We start from the raw sequence: 18,962 nt of genomic DNA on the forward strand, positions 1-18,962 counted from the left end.
TTTGATGTTTGATGTTTGATGTTTGATGTTTGATGTTTGATGTTTGATGTTTGATGTTTGATCGAGAAATGTTTAGGGTAACGAATCACCCTAAACACATAGAGAACAGAATACGAATAAGCTAAGTACTTAGAAGAAGCCCATAGGCTTGGTTGCATAGCTCACAAGTAAGTTTTTAGTTTGTTGGTAATGATCAAGCATCATTTTATGGTTTTCACGACCAATCCCTGACTTTTTATAGCCACCGAAAGCGGCATGTGCAGGGTAGATGTGGTAACAGTTGGTCCAAACGCGACCCGATTGAATTGCACGACCTGCGCGGTAAGAGGTATGTGCTGAACGTGACCATACACCAGCGCCTAAACCATAAATGGTGTCGTTGGCAATTTTAATCGCATCGTCAAAGTCTTTGAATGTTGCCACTGAAAGTACAGGCCCAAAAATTTCTTCTTGGAAAATTTTCATGTCATTGGTGCCTTTGAAAATGGTTGGTTCAATATAGAAACCAGAACCCACTTCATTACGCTCACTACCACCTGTTAGTACTTGCGCACCTTCACCGCGACCTGTTGCGATACAACCCAAGATTTTCTCTTGTTGTTCAAGTGAAGCTTGCGCACCAATCATCGTTTCTGTATCGAGCGGATGACCCGTTTTAATGCGTTTTACACGTTCAACTGCCATTTCAAGGAATTTATCCGCAATGCTTTCTTGAACTAAAGCGCGCGATGGGCACGTACAGATTTCACCTTGGTTAAGCGCAAACATAGCAAAGCCTTCTAGTGCTTTGTCTAAGAACTCATCGTCTTGATCCATAATGTCTTCAAAGAAGATGTTTGGAGACTTACCACCTAATTCTAAAGTCACAGGAATGATGTTTTCAGTGGCATATTGCATGATCATTTGACCCACAGCAGTAGAGCCAGTGAATGCAATTTTAGCAATACGTGGATTGGTTGCGAGTGGACGACCCACTTCAACACCATAACCGTTGACGATGTTTAAAATACCGGGTGGGAGTAAGTCTTGAATGAGTTCAATTAAAACCAAAATGCTCGCAGGGGTTTGTTCTGCAGGTTTAAGTACAATACAGTTACCCGCAGCCAAAGCAGGAGCAATTTTCCATGTTGCCATCAAAATTGGGAAGTTCCATGGAATGATTTGTCCTACCACGCCTAATGGTTCATGGAAGTGATAGGCAATGGTATCTTCATCAATTTCAGAAATGCCACCTTCTTGCGCACGGATACAACCTGCGAAATAGCGGAAATGGTCAATGGCTAAAGGAATGTCCGCTGCAAGTGTTTCACGAATCGGTTTACCGTTATCCCATGTTTCAGCCACAGCCAATTTTTCTAGATTTTGTTCTAGACGATCTGCAATTTTAAGGAGTAAATTTGAACGTGTAGTAGGAGAAGATTTGTTCCATTGTTCTTTGGCTTTATGCGCAGCATCAAGTGCAAGTTCGATGTCTTCTACAGATGAGCGAGGGACTTTTGTAAAAACTTTACCGTCGACAGGAGAGATATTTTCAAAGTATTCACCTTTTACTGGAGCAACCCACTCGCCACCAATAAAGTTGTCATACTGTGCTTTAAATTCTACTTTAGAACCAGATTGGTTAGGGTCTACATAGCGCATATTGAAGTTCCTTTGCTTATTGATTTTTTAAAAGCATCTACAGCTTTGGTATAAGGTACATCTGTACAATATTTAAGTAGCATAACTAATATAAGGTTGGAAAAAGGTTGGAAGGAAGGAGGTTTACACGGCTTTGACAAATGTTTACAACCAAGTAATACAGTGGACGTATATCAGGAATTGTTTTGAGTATAAGGAATGATGGCAATGCAACATTTAATACAGAAAAGACAAGAAATAGAAAAGCTTAGAACCAGTAGCAGTATTTCGACGGTACAAGCTGAACAATTGGGAAAAAGTATTGCAAGTTCATGGCAGCGCTCTAACTCCGCAGAAATTCCAAAAGATCGCTTTGCTGCGCCCATTTCTGAGGGTTCCATGTCACAAGGTTCAGCGTTGCAACATGCTTTGAGTTATTGCGCAGATGAACTGAGACATATTGCACAACAGTCGTCTATGGTGGTGGCTGTAGGCGATATTGGTAGTACCATTATTTGGAGTGCGTCCAGTAGACAAATGCGTAATGCGGCAGAAAGTGTACATTTTGTTGAAGGTGGACAGTGGCGAGAGGAATTGGTGGGGACCAATGCATTGGCCTTGTCCTTAAAAACTCAACAGTCCAGTTGTGTCTTTTCAAATGAACACTATATGAGTTCCATTCATGATTGGGTTTGTTATGCTGCACCAATCATTGACCCTTACTCAAAACACGTCCTTGGGGTGATTGATTTATCCACCACATGGAAAAATCATAATAGCCTTGGTCTACTCGCAGCAGAGCGCTGTGCATCTATCATCCAAACGGCACTGTTAGAATATCAGCGCCAACAATTATATATCCGTGCTTTTGGTGTACCACAAGTACATTTTAATGGCAAAGTGATGGTCCTCACACCGCGACAAATTGAAATTTTGACCATCTTGGCGTTGTGCCCACAGGGTATGACTTTAGATACTTTGCATCAGGCCTTATATGGTGAGCGCAAGGTGAGTGTGGGAACACTTAAGGCCGAAATGTCACAACTGCGTGACTTGCTTGGTGGCATGTTGGGATCTCGTCCCTATCGAATTTTGGTGCATATTGAGGCTGATTTTTTACAAGCTGAGCAGGCCTTAGATGCGGCCTATATTGAGACCGCATTGAAGCTGTGTTCAGGGGTTTTATTACCTAAAACGGAAAGTCCATTTCTATGTGCATGGCGCGATTGTTTGGAGTCACGTTTAAGCAGTGCGATTTTTAAAGCCAATGAAACCGATATGCTGTTTAAACATGTCGCACGTTACCCAGAGGCGATTGATGCCGTTGAGCGACTCATTGAGCTGACACCGAATGGACATCCTGCGCATCAGCTACTCGAGAAATATAAAATTTAAAGATTATGAATTGTGTTAGAAAGGTGTAGTTACACTATTTTTTGCTCGAGCCACTGGAACAGCTCAGCATAGACTTCGGCACGAACTTCAGGTGCGGAGAGGACTAAGTCGTGTAAACCATTATGAATGGTCACGACAGTGACGTCACCTTGTAAATTTTTGGCCTGCTTTTCAATGTCTTTAACATCTAAAATCACATCACTGGTTTGCGCGGCTACGCCCCATTTCTTTGGGTTGAGCGTTTGATGTGAATGCATGATGAGTGTAGGGACAGAGAGCTTTAAACCACCGCGATGAATTTCTTTCTGTGCTTCATGGATTGCACGTACAAAGCTGATCCGAACCATAGAATAGCTTGGTTGTTTCCACTCCAAATCAAAGTTCCATTCACCATGCTCGTTTTGATGTAGGCTCGGTACATACCATTTATTCAGTTCACTTGGAAACTTGAGGTCAGGAAAACGCTTTGCGAGTCGACTGAGCTGCGGCACACCAAGTTTGCGCTTAATGGGATGCATATTAAAATCATAAAAAGGGCTATTGGCCCAAAGTGCTTTGATCAGCGGATGCTTAGGATTGTGTGCAGCGTATAAAGTCGTGATTAAGCCACCCGTAGAGTGTCCTGCAAGCAGCACCGTAGTATGGCCTTCATTGCCAATGATCTCTAAGGCTTGGGTAATTTCAGCATCATATTCGTTGAGATCACGGACGTTATAATATTTTTGATGGCTCAAGTGAGAACGACCATATTTTCTTAAATCGAGCGCATAAAAATCATAACCATGCTGATTAAATTGTTCAGCCATTTCGGTTTGGAAAAAGTAGTCAATAAAACCATGGATATACAGCACAGCTTTTTGAGTATTTTGCGGTGCTTTTTTGCGTACGAGGGTTGCGCATACAGCACCTTCATAATCGTCTGGAAAACTGAGTTTTAATTGTTCATAGCCTTCACCGAGGACATCAGTTGTATACGCAGGATGAGTCTGAGTTGCTGACATAATTTGCTCTGGTTGTTATTGTCATGAGTTTTCTTATCCTTGATGAAGTGCAAAACTTTGTCAACCACAAATAAAAAAGACAATTTAAGTGCACAGGTAAGCAAGGATTAGGCTTACCTGAATGAAACAGTATGGACGTCTGTTTCATTCCACTTAAATTGTCAAAGCAAACAAAAAGTTAAGAAGAGAACTTAGACCGCTGCTTTAAAATCGACCACTGAAGCACTAGATGTGAGTGCAGCTTTGAAGATGTCGACCACTTGAGCATGGTTTGCTTTACGTGGGTTCGTCAGCATGCAGGCATCTTTTTGCGCATTTTCAGACATAACACCCAAATCTTGCTCTTTCACACCCAGTTCAGACAAGCTCGATGGAATACCAATCGATGCAGATAGTTCACGAATTGCGTCAATTGCAGCATATCCAGCTTCTGTCACAGTTAAACCTGTGGTGTTAACTCCCATCAGTTCAGCAATTCGTGCATAACGGTCAGGGCAGGCAATTAAGTTGAACTCACAGACGTGTGGAAGTAGGACTGCATTACATACGCCGTGAGGTAGGTTATAGAAGCCGCCGAGTTGATGTGCCATTGCATGGACATAACCTAGAGATGCATTATTAAATGCCATACCTGCTAAATATTGTGCATAACTCATGGCATCACGTGCTTCTAAGTTTTCGCCGTTCGCAACTGCTGGACTTAACCATTCGCTAATCATTGAAATAGCTTTTTCAGCACAGGCATCAGTGATTGGGTTTGCGGCTGTTGAAACATAAGCTTCTACTGCATGGGTTAAAGCATCCATACCTGTTGCTGCTGTTAAGCTTGCAGGTTTTGCAATCATCAGTTTAGGGTCATCAATTGCAATTAGTGGAGTGCAGCGCCAGTCTACAATTGCCATTTTTACATGGGTATCTGTATTGGTAATAATACAGAAGCGTGTCATTTCTGACGCTGTACCTGCCGTGGTGTTGATGGCAATAAGAGGGGTCATTGGAACCGTACTTTTATCAATTCCTTCGTAGTCACGAATATGACCGCCGCCCGCAGTCACAAGTCCAATACCTTTAGCGCAGTCATGCGAAGAACCACCACCTAAGGACACAATAAAGTCACAACCTTGTTCGTTATACGCAGTCACGCCGTTGTGGACATTGATGTCAGTTGGGTTCGGTTCTGCACCTGGGAAGATGTGGCTATCAACACCTGCATCTTTGAGATATCCTGCAATGGTGTCGGCTACGCCAAATTTAAATAAACCTGCGTCAGTCACAATTAGTGCTTTCTTTGCACCGAGGTTTTGTGCTTTGCCACCAATTTCTTTGGCACAGCCTGGTCCAAAAAGTGAAACACAAGGGATATAAAAACCGTTCGTTTGATCTGCAATATTTTTAAAAGCCATGGTGCGATTCCTTCTACCATTATTTATGTTGTTATCGGTGCTCATTACCGTTTTTAGAGTATTGAATGATTCAAAAAACTTGTGTACCTACCAAATACCTACCATGAGTAAGGGAATGAGGAGAAATGGCTTCAACGAACAAAATGGCTATCGATAAAAGGCATAGCCTGTGGTTCGGGATTTGTTTATATTGGTTTTGAAGTTGTGGTGAAAATAGCCAAATTCAAAGAGGAAAAGCCGTGGAGCAAAACGATAAGCTTAAGCAATATCAAAGTCTTGCTATACAGTTAAGACAAGTTGTTCCGAGTATTCAGCAGCTTTATCACGAGCAGTCCGCTTTTCTCTCCACACTCAATGTGCAAAATGTTTTAAGTGTCGACGTAAAACAACAACGGATTCAAATTTTAAATCATTGTTTTCATATTCAGTTTTATACACCGATGGAACAGGCGGAGCTGTGTGTTCCACAGTTTATCTATCAAGGGCACTATGCAGAAGCACTCGAAGAGTTTTGTTTACACGACATTGTGTTTTTAGTGGGTGATCAGTCCCCACAACATTCTTTGTATTTGCGCAATAAAGTTAAACAGCTGCGTCAGCTAATTCTTCAACAAGTGTTTGTTTTGTTCGATGGACCGAGTCGCGTGCAAACAATTTTGACTGAAATACGAGAAACTCAATCAGAACTCTTTCAACAGTTATGCCAGCAAGTTGAATTCAATACAACTGATCCGACCTCTGAGCGAAGTTTGCTGGCCGAGTTGCATCGCTTATGCAATTTAGATGTAGATCAAGCGGAAGATATTTTACCCTTACAGTCGTTGATGAATAGTTATGATGAGCTGTGTTGCAGTGCCAATCAATTATTAGATCCGTATGTTTATCGCATTGTACAAACGGCATTTCCCGAACGGTTTTCTTTACAAGAGTTGATGGATCATACGCACGACATTCATTTATTGTATCCGCATGCTAAAGAGCAGCCCCATATGCTTGGCTTTGTGCGGCTTATGCATCGGGATTTTTGGACATCGCGTGATTTGTTGTCTAAGCGGCATTTTTTAAAAACTGAGACCAAGACATGGCAAAAGAAGGTCGCCAAACTCCCGATTTTTGATGAAAGCCGTACCGTAAATTGGTTATTCAAACAAAAAGCGGTGGTGACAGACTGGGTTAGTCAAAATATTCAGCACAGTAATATACGCGTTGCCGTAACGGCTTTAAGTTATCTCGATACTCAGTCTTATCATCCTGAGATTATTGTCACGACTTTAAAGTACTTCCAACATGTTGCGGCTCGCTTATTTATACAAAGTTGCTATGAGTATGCCTTACAACAGCACTGGTTTGAGCTGGAGGCTAACCAGCATGTGGTCTTAAAAAATAGACGCCAAGATATGGATGATCAGCGGATAGCGATCAGCCCGTCTATTTTGTATTTAGATGAATGGCTCGAACTGCTACGCCGTGTGGTAGAACAGCAGCCCGAATGGGGGAAACGGGTATACACAAAATTGAGTCGCGTAATGCAGGCCTATATTCAGCATCTAGATAAAATTGCGCAGAAACTCCCAGAAGACTTAGTGATTTATTTTAGCGAAGATAAGCAACAACACCGTGATTTTTATCTTCAATTAAAGCAACATAAACTGCATATTGAAAGCTTTAGACAGTTGTTTTATTTAAATCGGCCGCCTTTACGAGTTTCGGTGTTTGATGCTTATGTGCGCGATTATTTGCCTGAACATTTTGAGACGCAAAAGGAGGTTTTAAAAAATGTCACATGGAAGAGCCTATTTCATCAGGCTGTGCAGTGGCATGATCAATTGCATAGCCAAGAGTTACTCGCTGAACTGAAACGAAAGCTTGGTTGTGTGTCATGGCAACCGATCAGTCATGAAGCTTATTATTTTATTGAGAGTTGGGTGCTTGAGGAGCTCAAAGATATTGATCGTATCATTGCTGAATCACGTCGCTTTCAACATTGCTTAGCAGCCAGTTTTGCTGAGCGAATTATTGTGCGTGAATATGCTGCATTTCATATGAGTCATACCGACGCACAGCGGCACTTGACGCTCGGTTGTCACTATATTGCAGGGCAACTGTTATTTGATCAGCTTGAATATCCAAATAACCAAAAAGCACTACCTGATGATGTTGTCGTCGCTGAACAATTCATTGCCATGCTGAATCAAACCCAATAACCAAACCCTTAAAAAATTAAACAACAATGGACCTAATTTGTCGCACATCATTTACTGTGTGACGAGATCTGCTTAACTTTTTAGCAAAAACTCGGTAGGCTATAGCCGTTCATCAATGGTATAGGTCTTATGAAGCAAGAAACTGCACTCAAACTCTTAAAAGCGGGCGAAAATGTCTTTTTAACCGGTTCCGCTGGTGCAGGAAAAACCTATACGCTGAACCAATATATTAACTATTTAAAAGCCCGCAAAGTGCCTGTGGCGATTACCGCTTCTACAGGTATTGCCGCAACGCATATGAATGGCATGACTATTCATACTTGGGCTGGCATTGGAATTAAGGATGCGTTGGGGGAAGATGAACTCAAACGCATGAAAGAACGTAAATACTTAAAAGAGCATTTAGAAAATGCCCAAGTTTTAATCATCGATGAAATTTCGATGTTACATGCCAAGCAACTCAATTTGGTCAATAAAGTCCTTAAGTTCTTTAAAGAAAGTGAAGAGCCATTTGGCGGGATTCAAGTGATTGTTGCAGGTGATTTCTTCCAGTTACCGCCAGTCGGTAAAAATGAAGAGCGCAACCGCGATAAATTCTGTTTTATGTCTGATGCTTGGGTGGAAGCTCAATTCCGCGTGTGTTATTTGACCGAGCAGCACCGTCAGGGCAATGATTATCTCAATGATATTTTAAATGCCATTCGCAGTCAGAGTATTAACTCTGAGCACTTGCAGGCTTTGCAAGCTACACGTCAGCAAGATATTGGGGAAATCTTTACACGTTTATATACGCATAATATGGACGTGGACACCATCAACTTCAAACATTTGAATGAAATTGAGAATGAAGGTCGACAGTTTGAAGCAGTGTGTGATGGCAATGACAAGCTTATTGAAACGTTAAAGTCTTCTGTGCGTGCACCTGAAAATTTAACCCTCAAGAAAAATGCCAAAGTGATGTTTGTAAAGAACAACTTCGATGTGGGCTATATCAACGGTAGCTTAGGCGAAGTAGTGGGCTTTGAAGAAGATGATGACTTTGGGATCTTGCCGAAGGTCAAACTGACTGATGGTACGGTACTGGTGGTTGAGCCTGAAACTTGGTCAGTGGACAATGATGCAGGCAAAACCATTGCCAGTTTTCAGCAAATTCCATTGCGTTTGGCATGGGCCATTACTATTCATAAGTCGCAAGGGATGACTTTAGCGGCAGCGGAAATTAACCTCAGCCATACTTTTGAAAAAGGACAGGGCTATGTGGCTTTGTCGCGCTTAAAGACTTTGGATGGTTTAAGGCTACTGGGTTTTAATGAACAAGCGTTGGAGTTAGATAGTCTTGCCATTAAGGCAGACCGCCGCTTCCAAGAACTCTCCGATGAAGCCGAAACACATTTTGAGGCCATTGATCTTGAGCCACAGCACAAGGCCTTTATTCGTCACTGTGGTGGAACGCTCAATGAAATTGAGATTGAGCGTAATGAAAAGAAAATTGCCCGTAATGCAGGTAAAGCCAACTATGCTTCTGCAACACTTGATGAAACACGTGAGTTGTTTGAAGGTGGTTATGAAATTGCAGATATCGCACAAGAGCGCGGTTTGACAGCTGCAACCATTATCAACCATTTGGCAAAGTTGCATAAAGAGCAAGGCTTAGATATTTCCGTGGCACATCCTGGAGAAGAAGTAGTTGAGCAAGTGCGGAAAATTTATAAACGTTTAATGAAGCGTCAGCAAACAGAACATTTTAGTGAGGATGGTGCGATTAAGCTTCGTCCTATTGTGGAACTGACAAATCCACGTATGGGCTATGACCAAGTTCGTTTAGCGCTGTTATATATTGAATAGCCTCTTAAAACTAGGGCATTTCGCGCAGAAATTTCTTACTTACTTTGCCCGGAACTTCAGTTAAACTGAATTTTAAGGGATAAGAATAACTTAGAATCGTAATGAAATTGACAGCTTGGTACACGCTTCGCAAATTTGTTTATAACAATTTGCATAATGAGGATTATGAGACGCCCTTAAGTCGAGGGTTGAACTATTTTCTCATTGCACTGATTATGAGTAATGCAGCTGCGGTTTTGCTGGAGTCTGTACAAAAGTACTATGTGTCGTACCAAGACTTTTTCTATTATTTTGAAATCTTTTCTATTATCGTTTTTAGCGTCGAATATCTCTTACGTTTTTGGTCAATTGCTGAATCTAATAGTTTTGAGTCGGATTGGAAAAACCGTCTAAATTGGGTCAAAAGTGGTGGGGCGATTATCGACCTTTTGGCTATTCTACCTGCGTATTTAAACTTCTTTGTTCAGTTCGACTTACGATTCTTAAGAATTGTTCGTTTGCTTCGACTTCTCAAGCTCACCCGTTACTTTGTCTCTCTACAAATTTTATTACGTGTCATTGAGCGCGAAAAAGGCTCATTTCAAGCGGTTATTTTCATCTTAATGATTATGATCATTATGGCGGCTGCAGGGGTGTATTTGATTGAAAGTCAGGCACAACCTGAAGTTTTCAGCTCCATTCCAGCTTCAATGTGGTGGGCCGTGGTTACACTGACCACCGTCGGTTATGGTGATGTGACACCTATTACGCCGTTAGGACGCTTTCTTGGAGCGATTATTACCATCTTAGGGGTAGGTTTAGCGGCATTACCTGCGGGTATTTTGGCGAATGGTTTGGCCAATGAACTTGAGCAGCGTAAAGAAAAACTTGAGCTTAGATTTCGAGAATTAATCCAAAATAGTGATATTGATTTTGTCTTAGAAACAGAAAAAATTGAAGAAGTTCGTAAAGAAGTTGGGCTGACCAAAGAGCAAACACAGGATATTATTTTACAGCTCATTCGTGAACAAAAAGAAGAATCTTTAAGGCAAGAGCGTGAGCAATATGCCTATTGTCCACACTGTGGGAAGAAACTACCTGAATGATTATGCCAGTCAGTTAAGGAGTTTCGTATTTAACTTCTTAATGCGGATGACGTTATCGCGTATCGAATAAAACCTAGAGTTTAAAAAAATGCCAGTAAGATTCTTAACGGCCTGATATTAATCTGAATGATGGATTGTAAAAGCGTGCATAACAATACGATTGAATTTTTATGCACGCTTATTGTTTTTAGATAAAAGTCATTTATAGGGGGTTAACAAGCCTGATTTGCATCATTTTTACATGCGGATATCGACTTTTTCTCATGCTGAAAAGCCAACAATAAAATAATCAGCCCACCTAAACTTAGTAAAACTCCGACCCAGATTGGAGCTAGCCAACCTAAACCTTGGCTAATTAACCAGCCGCCCAGAAAAGCACCAAAAGCATTGGCAATATTAAATGCAGAATGATTCAGCGAAGCTGCTAAGCCTTGTGCATTACCAGCGACATCCATTAAGCGGGTTTGGAGTAAAGGCCCCAAGCCTGCAATACTGAAGCTGACTAAGAAGAGTGCAATAAAAGCAGTGGCAAGGTGATCCATAGATAAAGCACAAAGTACATAAGAGCAGGCATTGGAAACTAAGACCCAAATAATCGCCTTGTTTAAGTTTTTATCGGCAAAGTGTCCTGCGACAACACCGCCGACGACCAACCCGAGCCCAATACATGCCAGTGCAAACGGAATGACTTGAATGCTAGCATGGGTATATTCAGTCAAAATAGGCGATACATAACTATAGACAGAAAACAGCCCACCAAATCCAATTGCACCGACAGCAAGCGTTAGCCACATTTGTGTATTTTTAAGTCCACGCAGTTCATTTTGAATGCTGGCTGTGTGATCCAGCTGCATTTTAGGTAAGCCAAAACAAATTGCGACCACGGTCAAAAATGCGATAGATGCAGAAAATTCAAAACCTGCACGCCAACCATACAGCTGACCCAGCCATGTCGCAAAAGGCACACCAATCACGGTCGCGACATTAAGCCCCATCATGAGCATGGCGACTGCCGAAGCACGTTTTTGTTTTCCAGCAAACTCTGCAACCACCAAAGCGGCAATACCAAAGTAAGCGCCGTGAGGGAAACCTGCAATAAAACGTGAGACCAACATAGACTCATAGCTGTTTGCGAGAGCTGTACTGGCATTGGCGATACCATAAAATAGCATGAGACCAATTAAAAGCGTTTTACGCGGAACCTTTGCGGCCAAAATGGCAATCACAGGTGCGCCAATAGTCACACCTAAAGCATAGGCACTAATAAAATGCCCTGTGACAGGAATGCTGAGATTGAAACTTTGTGAGATCTCTTGGATGAGTCCCATGGCAACGAACTCAGTAGTCCCAATACAAAAACCACCGAGTGCCAATGCCAAAATAATGACAGATAAGTTGCGGGTTGGCGGGATGCTATTTTCTTGAGAGGACATAAATAGAGGAGTAAATGAAAAGTATTATACTTTCTTTATCACATGAAAATTTGGTTGTTCAAAAAAGTTATAAGTGAACGAAGCAATCGTAATATTCATATGAACTCTGAAGATTCTGCACGATGAATATTTATTCATAGCGCTATATTGAGTGGACATTCTATAAAAAGAAGTCAAATTTAAAGGCAGCAAATACAGATTAATTCGACCTAGCTTGAGAATTTGGATTGGTTTTGTATTCGTTGGGCTAGGGCTGTCCTGTACCAATGATTAGGGTAAGTAACCCAGCCGCAATGAGTGGGCCGACTGGAACGCCACGTAGTAAAGCTACCCCTGCAACGGTTCCAACCAGCAAGCCTGCAACAACATCGGGCTGGTTTGACATCAGTTTCACACCACGACCACCTAGCCATGCAACCAAAACACCAATGGCGATAGCAAGTAACGATTTAACACTTAAAAAAGATTTAAAAATACTTTCACCGCTAATTCTGCCACTTGCAATAGGCACTAAAACTGCAATGGTTAAAATGATGATCCCGATATTTAATCCATGTTGTTGGATGAGTGGAAAGTATTCACTCAGTGGTGTCATCCGCAAAATAATGAGTACTGCAGCAGCAATGGTTACCGCAGAGTTGTGACTGAAAATACCGCAAGCCAGTAGGATCAGGAGGACGATCAAGTTCAAATCTAAGTTCGGCATAGGGGGCGAGACTGGTCAAAAAAACATGTGCATTGTAACGTTTTTTTAGCCACTCTGCCGTATGAACCGAGTCCTTTGATTGATGTTCCTGTATTTCAGTATAAAATGAGCCTTTATTTAAAAATGTGGTGTGCTAATGCTGTTGGAAAAAATGTTGCAGTCGCAAGGATTTGGTTCGCGAAAGCATTGCCAACAGTTGATTAAAAATGCAGCCATTGAAATTGATGGGAAGATCATTACTGACCCTAAACATAAACTCAAATTGGATGCGCTGCACTACAAGGTACATGGCGAGAGCTTTGAATACCGTGAAAAAGTCTATATCGCCTTAAATAAACCTCAAGGCTATGAATGTTCACATCAGGCGACACATCATTTTAGTGTTTTTGATTTGTTTGACGATGAGCTCTTAAATCGTGGTATTCAGTGTGTAGGTCGTCTAGATCAAGACACCACAGGTTTATTGTTACTCACCGATGATGGTCAGTTTTTACAAGCGATGACACACCCTAAAAAGCATGTGGCAAAGGTGTATCGCATGCAAACGACCGACCCTGTTACAGATGAACAAGTTCAACAGCTGGAGCAAGGAGTGGAGCTGCGAAATGAAAAAGGAAGTTTTGCTGCAACGGATGTAAAACGCTTAGCTGAATGTGAATTGCAAATGACTGTGCATCAGGGGGTATATCATCAAGTGAAACGTATGCTTGCGGCAGTTGGAAATAAAGTTGAGAGCTTGCATCGTCAGCAAATAGGGGCGCTCGACTTAACGGGTATGCCAGATTTAGTCGAAGGGCATTGGATCTATTTAAATGCCGAACAAGTGGCTTTAGCCAAGACACGTAATGGATCTTGAGAGTAAAGGTAGTCTTTAGACGCTGAATACTATAGAAAGCAATGATAGGTCTTAAACTCATTATCCGCTACAAAGCCCATGGCTTCATATAAGCTGTGGGATTGATAATTATTCTTTTGAGTTTCAAGCGTAATACGAATGGCTTTTTCGTGTCGCGCAAACAAAATAGCGGTATCAATCAATTGTTTTGCTGAGCCATGGCGACGATGCGGTGGAGAAACGTAAACATCATCTAAAATATAGTAAGTTGCGCAGGCTACAGAAGAAAAACCTAAATACAGCAGCACAAAACCTGTAATCACATCGTCTTTGACATGAATGAAGATGACGCTTTGTTCGTTTTCAAGGCGAAGTTTAAGGAACTTTTGGGAAAGCGCTAGGTTGGAAGATGCACCATAAAATTGGCGATATTCATCAAATAATACAGCAAGTTTTTCTAAGTCTTCTAAAGTGGCACGTCTAACGATCATGTATTACTCCATGCTGTATTTATAGTATTTACATGAAGCATACCTAAGTTTTGAAAGAGATATTTCTAAAATTTGTTTAGAAATGCAACACTGTTAAGTTTTGTCACTTTCTCCCAAGATTGCAGCTAATTCTTCAAAAAGATCAATATGTTCATCGTCTGCAAATAAATCATTGGTTGCTGTTGAGTCTGCGCTAGTGATGTGTTCAACCGCTTTCTGTTCTTGCTTGAGCTTACGTAGTTTAATCAGCTGTTCAATATTGATGTTCTGGTTTTCGATTGAGAAAGGGATGGATTTGGTTAAAACCACTTGTTTGAAGAACAAACGAACGGCTTGCGCAGGCGTAATTCCCAGTTGTTTAAACACCGCAAAAGCTTGTTTCTTTTCTTGGGAATCGAGTCGAATTTGATAGACTTCTGTTTTTCTCATGATTTTTTAAATAATTTGAACGACTTAAGGGTAGAAGTTATTTTAATCAATTTCATTGTAATTTCAATATTCATACAATGGAATTTTAAATTATTTTGTAATGACAAGCAGATTACAATGTCAATTCAAAATTGGAACTAAACTGCATAAGCTGTTGAGTTATTGGGTCTTTAAATGAAAGATGCTTAGCTAAGAGCTGTAAAGGCTGACTAAGATCATCGTCGGTTTTATGTACAACTTTAGGATAGAACGGATCATTTTTAATCGGAAGACCTAAGAAGTTGAGGTGTACACGGAGTTGATGTTGCTTCCCTGTCTCGGGTTTAAGCTCATATTTTGCCCATGTTTCATCATGCTCTAAAAGCAAGATCTCAGTTTCACTGTTCGGTGCTTCGTCTAGGACTTGCATGGTGTAGAACGGTTCACCTTTTTGCATATGCAGTTTTACTATGCGTGGAAATTTGAGTTCGCGGTTAAAAGGTGCAATCGCATGATAGGTTTTTTGAACCTGTCGATCTGCAAACATTTGCTGATACAGCCCTCGACTGTGAATACATTTGGAAAACATCACTAAGCCAGCGGTTTCACGGTCAAGGCGGTGGATGGGCGTTAAATGCTCAATGCCTGTTTGTTTTTTCAGCCGCACCAATAGGGTTTGTTGAACATATTGCCCCGTGGGACTGATGGTCAGAAAGTGCGGTTTATCCACCACTAAGAAATGATCGTTTTCAAATAAAATCTCATGCTGAAATGGAACTTCAATTTCATGCGCTAAAAAACGGTAATAAAACACATGCTGATTTTCAAGATATGCCGAATCTGTATGGAGTACATTACCTTCAGCGTCATAGACCAAGCCATCATGAAAACGTTGCTGCCACTCAGATGCTTTAATATGCGGAAATTGGTCAGATAAATAAGCCAATACGGTGTGTGGTGTTGGATTTAATTTAGGCAAGAACACTTTGCTTGCGCTCACGCCATTGAGCATGGGTGGACAAAATTCAGCAGTTTTTATGTTGAGCATGATGTACAGGCAATATCTAATCGGTTGGCGCAGTTAAATACGAGATTTCAAGCTTGTAGCTTGGGCATTTTGTGAGTCCAGTGCTATCATAATTGTTCTTTTGTCACTTGTCGTGAGTATTATGCAGTATTCATTTAATTTAACGCTCAATAATGAACAAGATACCCAAAATTTAGCGCAAATTTTGGCACAGCATTTTACGACGGGTGTGGTGTATTTAATTGGGGATTTGGGTGCGGGTAAAACTACGCTAACACGCCATTATTTACAGCATTTAGGCCATCAAGGTTCCGTGAAAAGCCCAACTTATACCTTAGTTGAGCCGTATCAAGTTCAAGGGCATGATATTTTCCATTTTGACTTGTATCGTTTAAACGATCCGTATGAGCTGGAGTTAATGGGTATCCGTGACTATTTGGAAACGCCCAATGCATTGTTTTTGTTTGAATGGCCGTCTAAAGGGGGCGATGAGATCCCTGAGGCGGACTTAATTATTGATATCCAAAAATCGGAAGATGAACTGACGCGGTCTGCTACCTTAAGTTTCCATTCAGTAGCATTATTACAAGCATTAGAGAGCCAATTAAACAATGCGTGATGATTTAAAGATACGTCGTATTCATACTTTGAATCCTGCTTTAGCCAACCAAATTGCAGCAGGTGAAGTCATTGAGCGTCCAGCGTCTGTGGTCAAAGAGTTACTTGAAAACTCGATTGACGCAGGTGCGACAGAGCTGATTATTCGGGTAGAGCAAGGCGGCAGTACTTTAATTGAAATCATGGACAATGGTCGAGGGATTCACGCTGAAGATCTCCCTTTGGCGGTGATGCGCCATGCGACCAGTAAAATCCAAACCGCTGAAGATTTACATGCAATTGTCAGTTTAGGCTTTCGCGGAGAGGCATTGGCTTCTATTGCAGCGGTGTCGCGTTTAACCTTGACCAGTAGTCAAGCGGATGATGGAATTGGCTATCAAGTTGAAGTCAATGGAACTGCATTTGACCGTCAAGAGATTCAGGCTGTAGCTGCGCCGAAAGGTACGCATATTCGGGTACAAGATTTATTTTTTAATGTGCCTGCGCGTCGAAAATTTCTCAAAAAGCCTGGCACAGAGTTTGGTCATATTGAGGAAATTGTCCGACGTTTAGCGCTGACGCATTTCGATATTCGTTTTGTGCTTGAACATAATCAAAGCATCAAACTAAACTTGCCGATTGCAGATAGTGGGGAGCTACGTTTTCAGCGCGTACAGCAGTTGCTAGGGCGCGCATTTACTGAAAATGCTTATTGGATGGATGCAGATAGCATCAACATGCGTTTAACAGGTTGGTTGGGACATCCCTCCGATGCGCGGGCTCAGGCTGACTTGCAGTATGTTTATGTGAATGGTCGAATTGTTAAAGATAAAACCATCTCTCATGCGCTGCGTATGGCTTATGATGGTATTTTGCATGGACATCAGCATGCGGGTTATTTGCTTTTTCTGGAAGTAGACCCTGAAAATATTGATGTCAATGTACATCCGACCAAACATGAAATTCGCTTTTTGAATCAACGTGAAGTACATGAATTTGTACGTCATTATGCCAAAGAGACTTTATCGCAGTTTCAAACGGCAACCGCAGATTTATCTGATGCAATAAAGGTTGCAGAAAATCAAGCTTTGATGTCTGTGCAGCCTCGCTATCAAGAGCCTTTGCAGTTGCATCGTCATGTTGAGTCTGCACAAACTGGTGAGCAAGCTCCATCGGATGTGCTTACTGACTTTAGTTCGAATCAACCGCAAGGCGTCCATTATTCGGCGCAACCTTCACGCTATCAGGGCTCACAACAGCTCAATAATGCTTTGCAAAGCTATTTAGCACCTCTACGTGATACATCATCTGCTGTTGATCAAGCTCAGCCTTTGGCTGATTTTACAGTGCAAAGCCCTAAAGTCGATGAACATCCATTGGGAATTGCAATTGCACAATTGCATGGTATTTATGTGCTGGCTCAAAATACAGAAGGGCTGATTATTGTTGATATGCATGCAGCGCATGAGCGTATTCTGCTACAGCAAATGAAGTCAGCGTGGGATAAACCAGAGTTTTGGACTTCTCAGCAGTTACTTATTCCCAAAGTGATTAATATCACGCGAATGCAAGCTACGCGAGTGGAAGAGCTCAAAGATCAATTGGCGCGTTTAGGTCTTGAAATTGATCAGTATGGCGATGAGCAGGTCATTGTTCGTGGTGTGCCTGCGATTTTACATAAAGCCAACTTTGAAGCGCTGGTACCTGAATTACTGAACGATTTGGATCCAAATGATGAAGCGCAGGGCTTACTGCAAAAGCGTGATCAAATTCTAGCGGGTATGGCCTGTCATGGTGCTGTTCGCGCGCATCGTATTTTAGGTCTTTCTGAAATGAATGCTTTGCTTCGTCAAATGGAACAAACTGAATTTGCCAGCCAATGTAACCATGGTCGCCCAACTTGGCGCACGTTTCCATTGGCTCAACTAGATAAGCTTTTTGCTCGAGGAGAGTAGTTGTACATGTCAACTCAATTGCCGGTCATCAATTTAATGGGGCCAACTGCAAGTGGTAAAACTGCTTTGGCATGTCAGCTCTATGAGCAAGGAAATTTTGAACTGATATCTGTAGATTCAGCATTGGTCTTTAAAGATATGGATATTGGTACAGCAAAGCCGACCAAAGAAGAGTTACTGCAATATCCACATCACCTTATCGATATTATTAGCCCATTAGAAGTCTACTCGGCTGCAAACTTTGTTGAAGATGCATGTGTTCTAATTGATGATATGCATGCACGAGGTAAAACCCCGATTTTGGTGGGTGGAACCATGCTCTATTTCAAGGCACTTTTAGAAGGTCTTTCAAGCAATTTACCGAGCGCAGATTATGCTGTTCGTGCTGAAATAGAAGCCAAAGGTGAAACGGAGGGTTGGTCTGCGGTCTATGCTGAATTATGTAGTGTGGATCCACTGGCGGGCGAAAAATTTAAAGTGAGTGATAAACAACGGATTATTCGCGCTTTAGAAGTTTACAAATTGACAGGGCAGCCTATTACTAAACTTCAAGCTGAACAACCTAAAAACGTGCCTTATCGCTATAATTTTCATAATTATGCTTTGATGCCAGACCGTGCCGAATTGCACCAAAGAATTGCACAACGCTTGAAAATTATGTGGGACATCGGATTTTTGAATGAAGTGGAAGCACTTATGAAAAAATACGATTTAGATGAAAATTTACCGGCTATGCGCTCAGTTGGGTATCGACAAGCACTCGAATTTTTACAGAAAGGAGATAAAACTGTCGAAAAACAACGTGAAATGGAGGATAAAGCACTTTTTGCGACACGACAACTTGCTAAACGTCAATACACTTGGTTAAGATCTTTGCAAGAGGCACATAAATTTACAACGTATTCTACTATCACGCAGGCACAAGAAGACTTGCGAAACTGCTACGGATAAAGCAAA

16 protein-coding genes are annotated in these 18,962 nt (G+C 41.6%); 8 read left to right on the plus strand and 8 right to left on the minus strand.

All coding sequences use genetic code 11. The annotated features are described in order from the left end of the window. Positions 1-129 precede the first annotated feature (129 nt). Positions 130-1,641 (minus strand): acetaldehyde dehydrogenase ExaC, encoded by a 1,512-nt coding sequence (gene exaC, locus ACY3FQ_RS07155; RefSeq protein WP_279740929.1) that lies wholly within the window; start codon positions 1,639-1,641, stop codon positions 130-132. Positions 1,642-1,839: 198 nt separating this feature from the next. Between exaC and ACY3FQ_RS07160 the strand changes: the two genes are divergently transcribed. After that, positions 1,840-3,015, plus strand: coding sequence for a helix-turn-helix domain-containing protein (locus tag ACY3FQ_RS07160; protein WP_489773763.1), 1,176 nt, complete (start codon positions 1,840-1,842; stop codon positions 3,013-3,015). 29 nt (positions 3,016-3,044) lie between these two features. On the opposite strand, the gene ACY3FQ_RS07165 is transcribed toward ACY3FQ_RS07160, so the two are convergent. Both ACY3FQ_RS07165 and mdh read right to left on the minus strand, forming a co-directional pair. Beyond that, a complete protein-coding gene (locus ACY3FQ_RS07165) occupies positions 3,045-4,016 on the minus strand; it encodes an alpha/beta hydrolase (RefSeq protein ID WP_279740928.1) in 972 nt (323 codons plus the stop codon). Between the two features lie 191 nt (positions 4,017-4,207). Then, a complete protein-coding gene (mdh, locus tag ACY3FQ_RS07170; protein ID WP_279740925.1) occupies positions 4,208-5,419 on the minus strand; it encodes an iron-dependent methanol dehydrogenase in 1,212 nt (403 codons plus the stop codon). A gap of 239 nt (positions 5,420-5,658) precedes the next feature. Here mdh and ACY3FQ_RS07175 point away from each other — a divergent pair, with 239 nt between their 5' ends. The 3 genes from ACY3FQ_RS07175 to ACY3FQ_RS07185 all read left to right on the plus strand — a co-directional run bounded on the left by ACY3FQ_RS07175 (position 5,659) and on the right by ACY3FQ_RS07185 (position 10,553). Next, positions 5,659-7,623, plus strand: a complete 1,965-nt coding sequence (locus ACY3FQ_RS07175) for a hypothetical protein (protein WP_489773764.1) — start codon at positions 5,659-5,661, stop codon at positions 7,621-7,623. 129 nt (positions 7,624-7,752) lie between these two features. Then, entirely contained in the window at positions 7,753-9,468 is a 1,716-nt protein-coding gene (locus ACY3FQ_RS07180) for an AAA family ATPase (protein ID WP_489773765.1), read from the plus strand. A 101-nt stretch (positions 9,469-9,569) separates the two neighbouring features. Further along, on the plus strand, positions 9,570-10,553 hold the full coding sequence (locus ACY3FQ_RS07185; protein WP_062032884.1) for an ion transporter: 984 nt from the start codon (positions 9,570-9,572) through the stop codon (positions 10,551-10,553). Between the two features lie 212 nt (positions 10,554-10,765). Here ACY3FQ_RS07185 and ACY3FQ_RS07190 read toward each other — a convergent pair whose 3' ends face one another. Both ACY3FQ_RS07190 and ACY3FQ_RS07195 read right to left on the minus strand, forming a co-directional pair. Continuing rightward, the gene (locus ACY3FQ_RS07190) at positions 10,766-11,986 is read right to left on the minus strand and encodes an MFS transporter (protein ID WP_159152502.1); all 1,221 of its coding nucleotides are present in this window, start codon (positions 11,984-11,986) and stop codon (positions 10,766-10,768) included. A 247-nt stretch (positions 11,987-12,233) separates the two neighbouring features. Further along, positions 12,234-12,692 (minus strand): DUF441 domain-containing protein, encoded by a 459-nt coding sequence (locus ACY3FQ_RS07195; protein WP_004696797.1) that lies wholly within the window; start codon positions 12,690-12,692, stop codon positions 12,234-12,236. A 136-nt stretch (positions 12,693-12,828) separates the two neighbouring features. On the opposite strand from ACY3FQ_RS07195, the gene ACY3FQ_RS07200 reads away from it, so the two are divergent. Continuing rightward, positions 12,829-13,548 carry a pseudouridine synthase gene (locus tag ACY3FQ_RS07200; protein ID WP_489773766.1) on the plus strand — a complete coding sequence of 240 codons (720 nt, stop codon included), beginning with the start codon at positions 12,829-12,831 and terminating at the stop codon, positions 13,546-13,548. Positions 13,549-13,577: 29 nt separating this feature from the next. Here the strand turns inward: ACY3FQ_RS07200 and ACY3FQ_RS07205 are convergent, their stop codons facing one another. The 3 genes from ACY3FQ_RS07205 to ACY3FQ_RS07215 all read right to left on the minus strand — a co-directional run bounded on the left by ACY3FQ_RS07205 (position 13,578) and on the right by ACY3FQ_RS07215 (position 15,474). After that, positions 13,578-14,018: a GNAT family N-acetyltransferase gene (locus ACY3FQ_RS07205; protein WP_004696801.1), complete on the minus strand. Its 441-nt coding sequence runs from the start codon at positions 14,016-14,018 to the stop codon at positions 13,578-13,580. A gap of 93 nt (positions 14,019-14,111) precedes the next feature. Beyond that, positions 14,112-14,447 (minus strand): type II toxin-antitoxin system RelB/DinJ family antitoxin, encoded by a 336-nt coding sequence (locus ACY3FQ_RS07210; RefSeq protein WP_004984882.1) that lies wholly within the window; start codon positions 14,445-14,447, stop codon positions 14,112-14,114. Between the two features lie 112 nt (positions 14,448-14,559). Next, on the minus strand, positions 14,560-15,474 hold the full coding sequence (locus ACY3FQ_RS07215; protein WP_348960241.1) for a pseudouridine synthase: 915 nt from the start codon (positions 15,472-15,474) through the stop codon (positions 14,560-14,562). A gap of 121 nt (positions 15,475-15,595) precedes the next feature. On the opposite strand from ACY3FQ_RS07215, the gene tsaE reads away from it, so the two are divergent. Genes tsaE through miaA form a run of 3 tightly spaced genes read left to right on the plus strand, consistent with a single transcriptional unit; the run spans position 15,596 to position 18,956 of the window. Further along, on the plus strand, positions 15,596-16,072 hold the full coding sequence (tsaE, locus tag ACY3FQ_RS07220) for a tRNA (adenosine(37)-N6)-threonylcarbamoyltransferase complex ATPase subunit type 1 TsaE (RefSeq protein ID WP_279665940.1): 477 nt from the start codon (positions 15,596-15,598) through the stop codon (positions 16,070-16,072). Continuing rightward, complete coding sequence (mutL, locus tag ACY3FQ_RS07225; protein ID WP_348960242.1) at positions 16,065-18,005, plus strand: DNA mismatch repair endonuclease MutL; 1,941 nt, start codon at positions 16,065-16,067, stop codon at positions 18,003-18,005. The genes tsaE and mutL overlap by 8 nt, the downstream gene beginning before the upstream one ends. Positions 18,006-18,011: 6 nt before the next feature. Beyond that, positions 18,012-18,956, plus strand: coding sequence for a tRNA (adenosine(37)-N6)-dimethylallyltransferase MiaA (miaA, locus tag ACY3FQ_RS07230; RefSeq protein WP_489773767.1), 945 nt, complete (start codon positions 18,012-18,014; stop codon positions 18,954-18,956). Positions 18,957-18,962: the final 6 nt, after the last annotated feature.

This window comes from Acinetobacter sp. AB03 (assembly GCF_058107045.1).

Bases quoted from the DNA above. Each gene is read 5' to 3' on its own strand.
- ACY3FQ_RS07165 (WP_279740928.1), bottom strand. From the start codon at position 4,016: ATGTCAGCAACTCAGACTCATCCTGCGTATACAACTGATGTCCTCGGT.
- ACY3FQ_RS07160 (WP_489773763.1), top strand. From the start codon at position 1,840: ATGATGGCAATGCAACATTTAATACAGAAAAGACAAGAAATAGAAAAG.
- mdh (WP_279740925.1), bottom strand. From the start codon at position 5,419: ATGGCTTTTAAAAATATTGCAGATCAAACGAACGGTTTTTATATCCCT.
- ACY3FQ_RS07215 (WP_348960241.1), bottom strand. From the start codon at position 15,474: ATGCTCAACATAAAAACTGCTGAATTTTGTCCACCCATGCTCAATGGC.
- tsaE (WP_279665940.1), top strand. From the start codon at position 15,596: ATGCAGTATTCATTTAATTTAACGCTCAATAATGAACAAGATACCCAA.
- ACY3FQ_RS07210 (WP_004984882.1), bottom strand. From the start codon at position 14,447: ATGAGAAAAACAGAAGTCTATCAAATTCGACTCGATTCCCAAGAAAAG.
- ACY3FQ_RS07195 (WP_004696797.1), bottom strand. From the start codon at position 12,692: ATGCCGAACTTAGATTTGAACTTGATCGTCCTCCTGATCCTACTGGCT.
- ACY3FQ_RS07200 (WP_489773766.1), top strand. From the start codon at position 12,829: ATGCTGTTGGAAAAAATGTTGCAGTCGCAAGGATTTGGTTCGCGAAAG.
- ACY3FQ_RS07190 (WP_159152502.1), bottom strand. From the start codon at position 11,986: ATGTCCTCTCAAGAAAATAGCATCCCGCCAACCCGCAACTTATCTGTC.
- ACY3FQ_RS07185 (WP_062032884.1), top strand. From the start codon at position 9,570: ATGAAATTGACAGCTTGGTACACGCTTCGCAAATTTGTTTATAACAAT.
- ACY3FQ_RS07205 (WP_004696801.1), bottom strand. From the start codon at position 14,018: ATGATCGTTAGACGTGCCACTTTAGAAGACTTAGAAAAACTTGCTGTA.
- exaC (WP_279740929.1), bottom strand. From the start codon at position 1,641: ATGCGCTATGTAGACCCTAACCAATCTGGTTCTAAAGTAGAATTTAAA.
- ACY3FQ_RS07180 (WP_489773765.1), top strand. From the start codon at position 7,753: ATGAAGCAAGAAACTGCACTCAAACTCTTAAAAGCGGGCGAAAATGTC.
- miaA (WP_489773767.1), top strand. From the start codon at position 18,012: ATGTCAACTCAATTGCCGGTCATCAATTTAATGGGGCCAACTGCAAGT.
- mutL (WP_348960242.1), top strand. From the start codon at position 16,065: ATGCGTGATGATTTAAAGATACGTCGTATTCATACTTTGAATCCTGCT.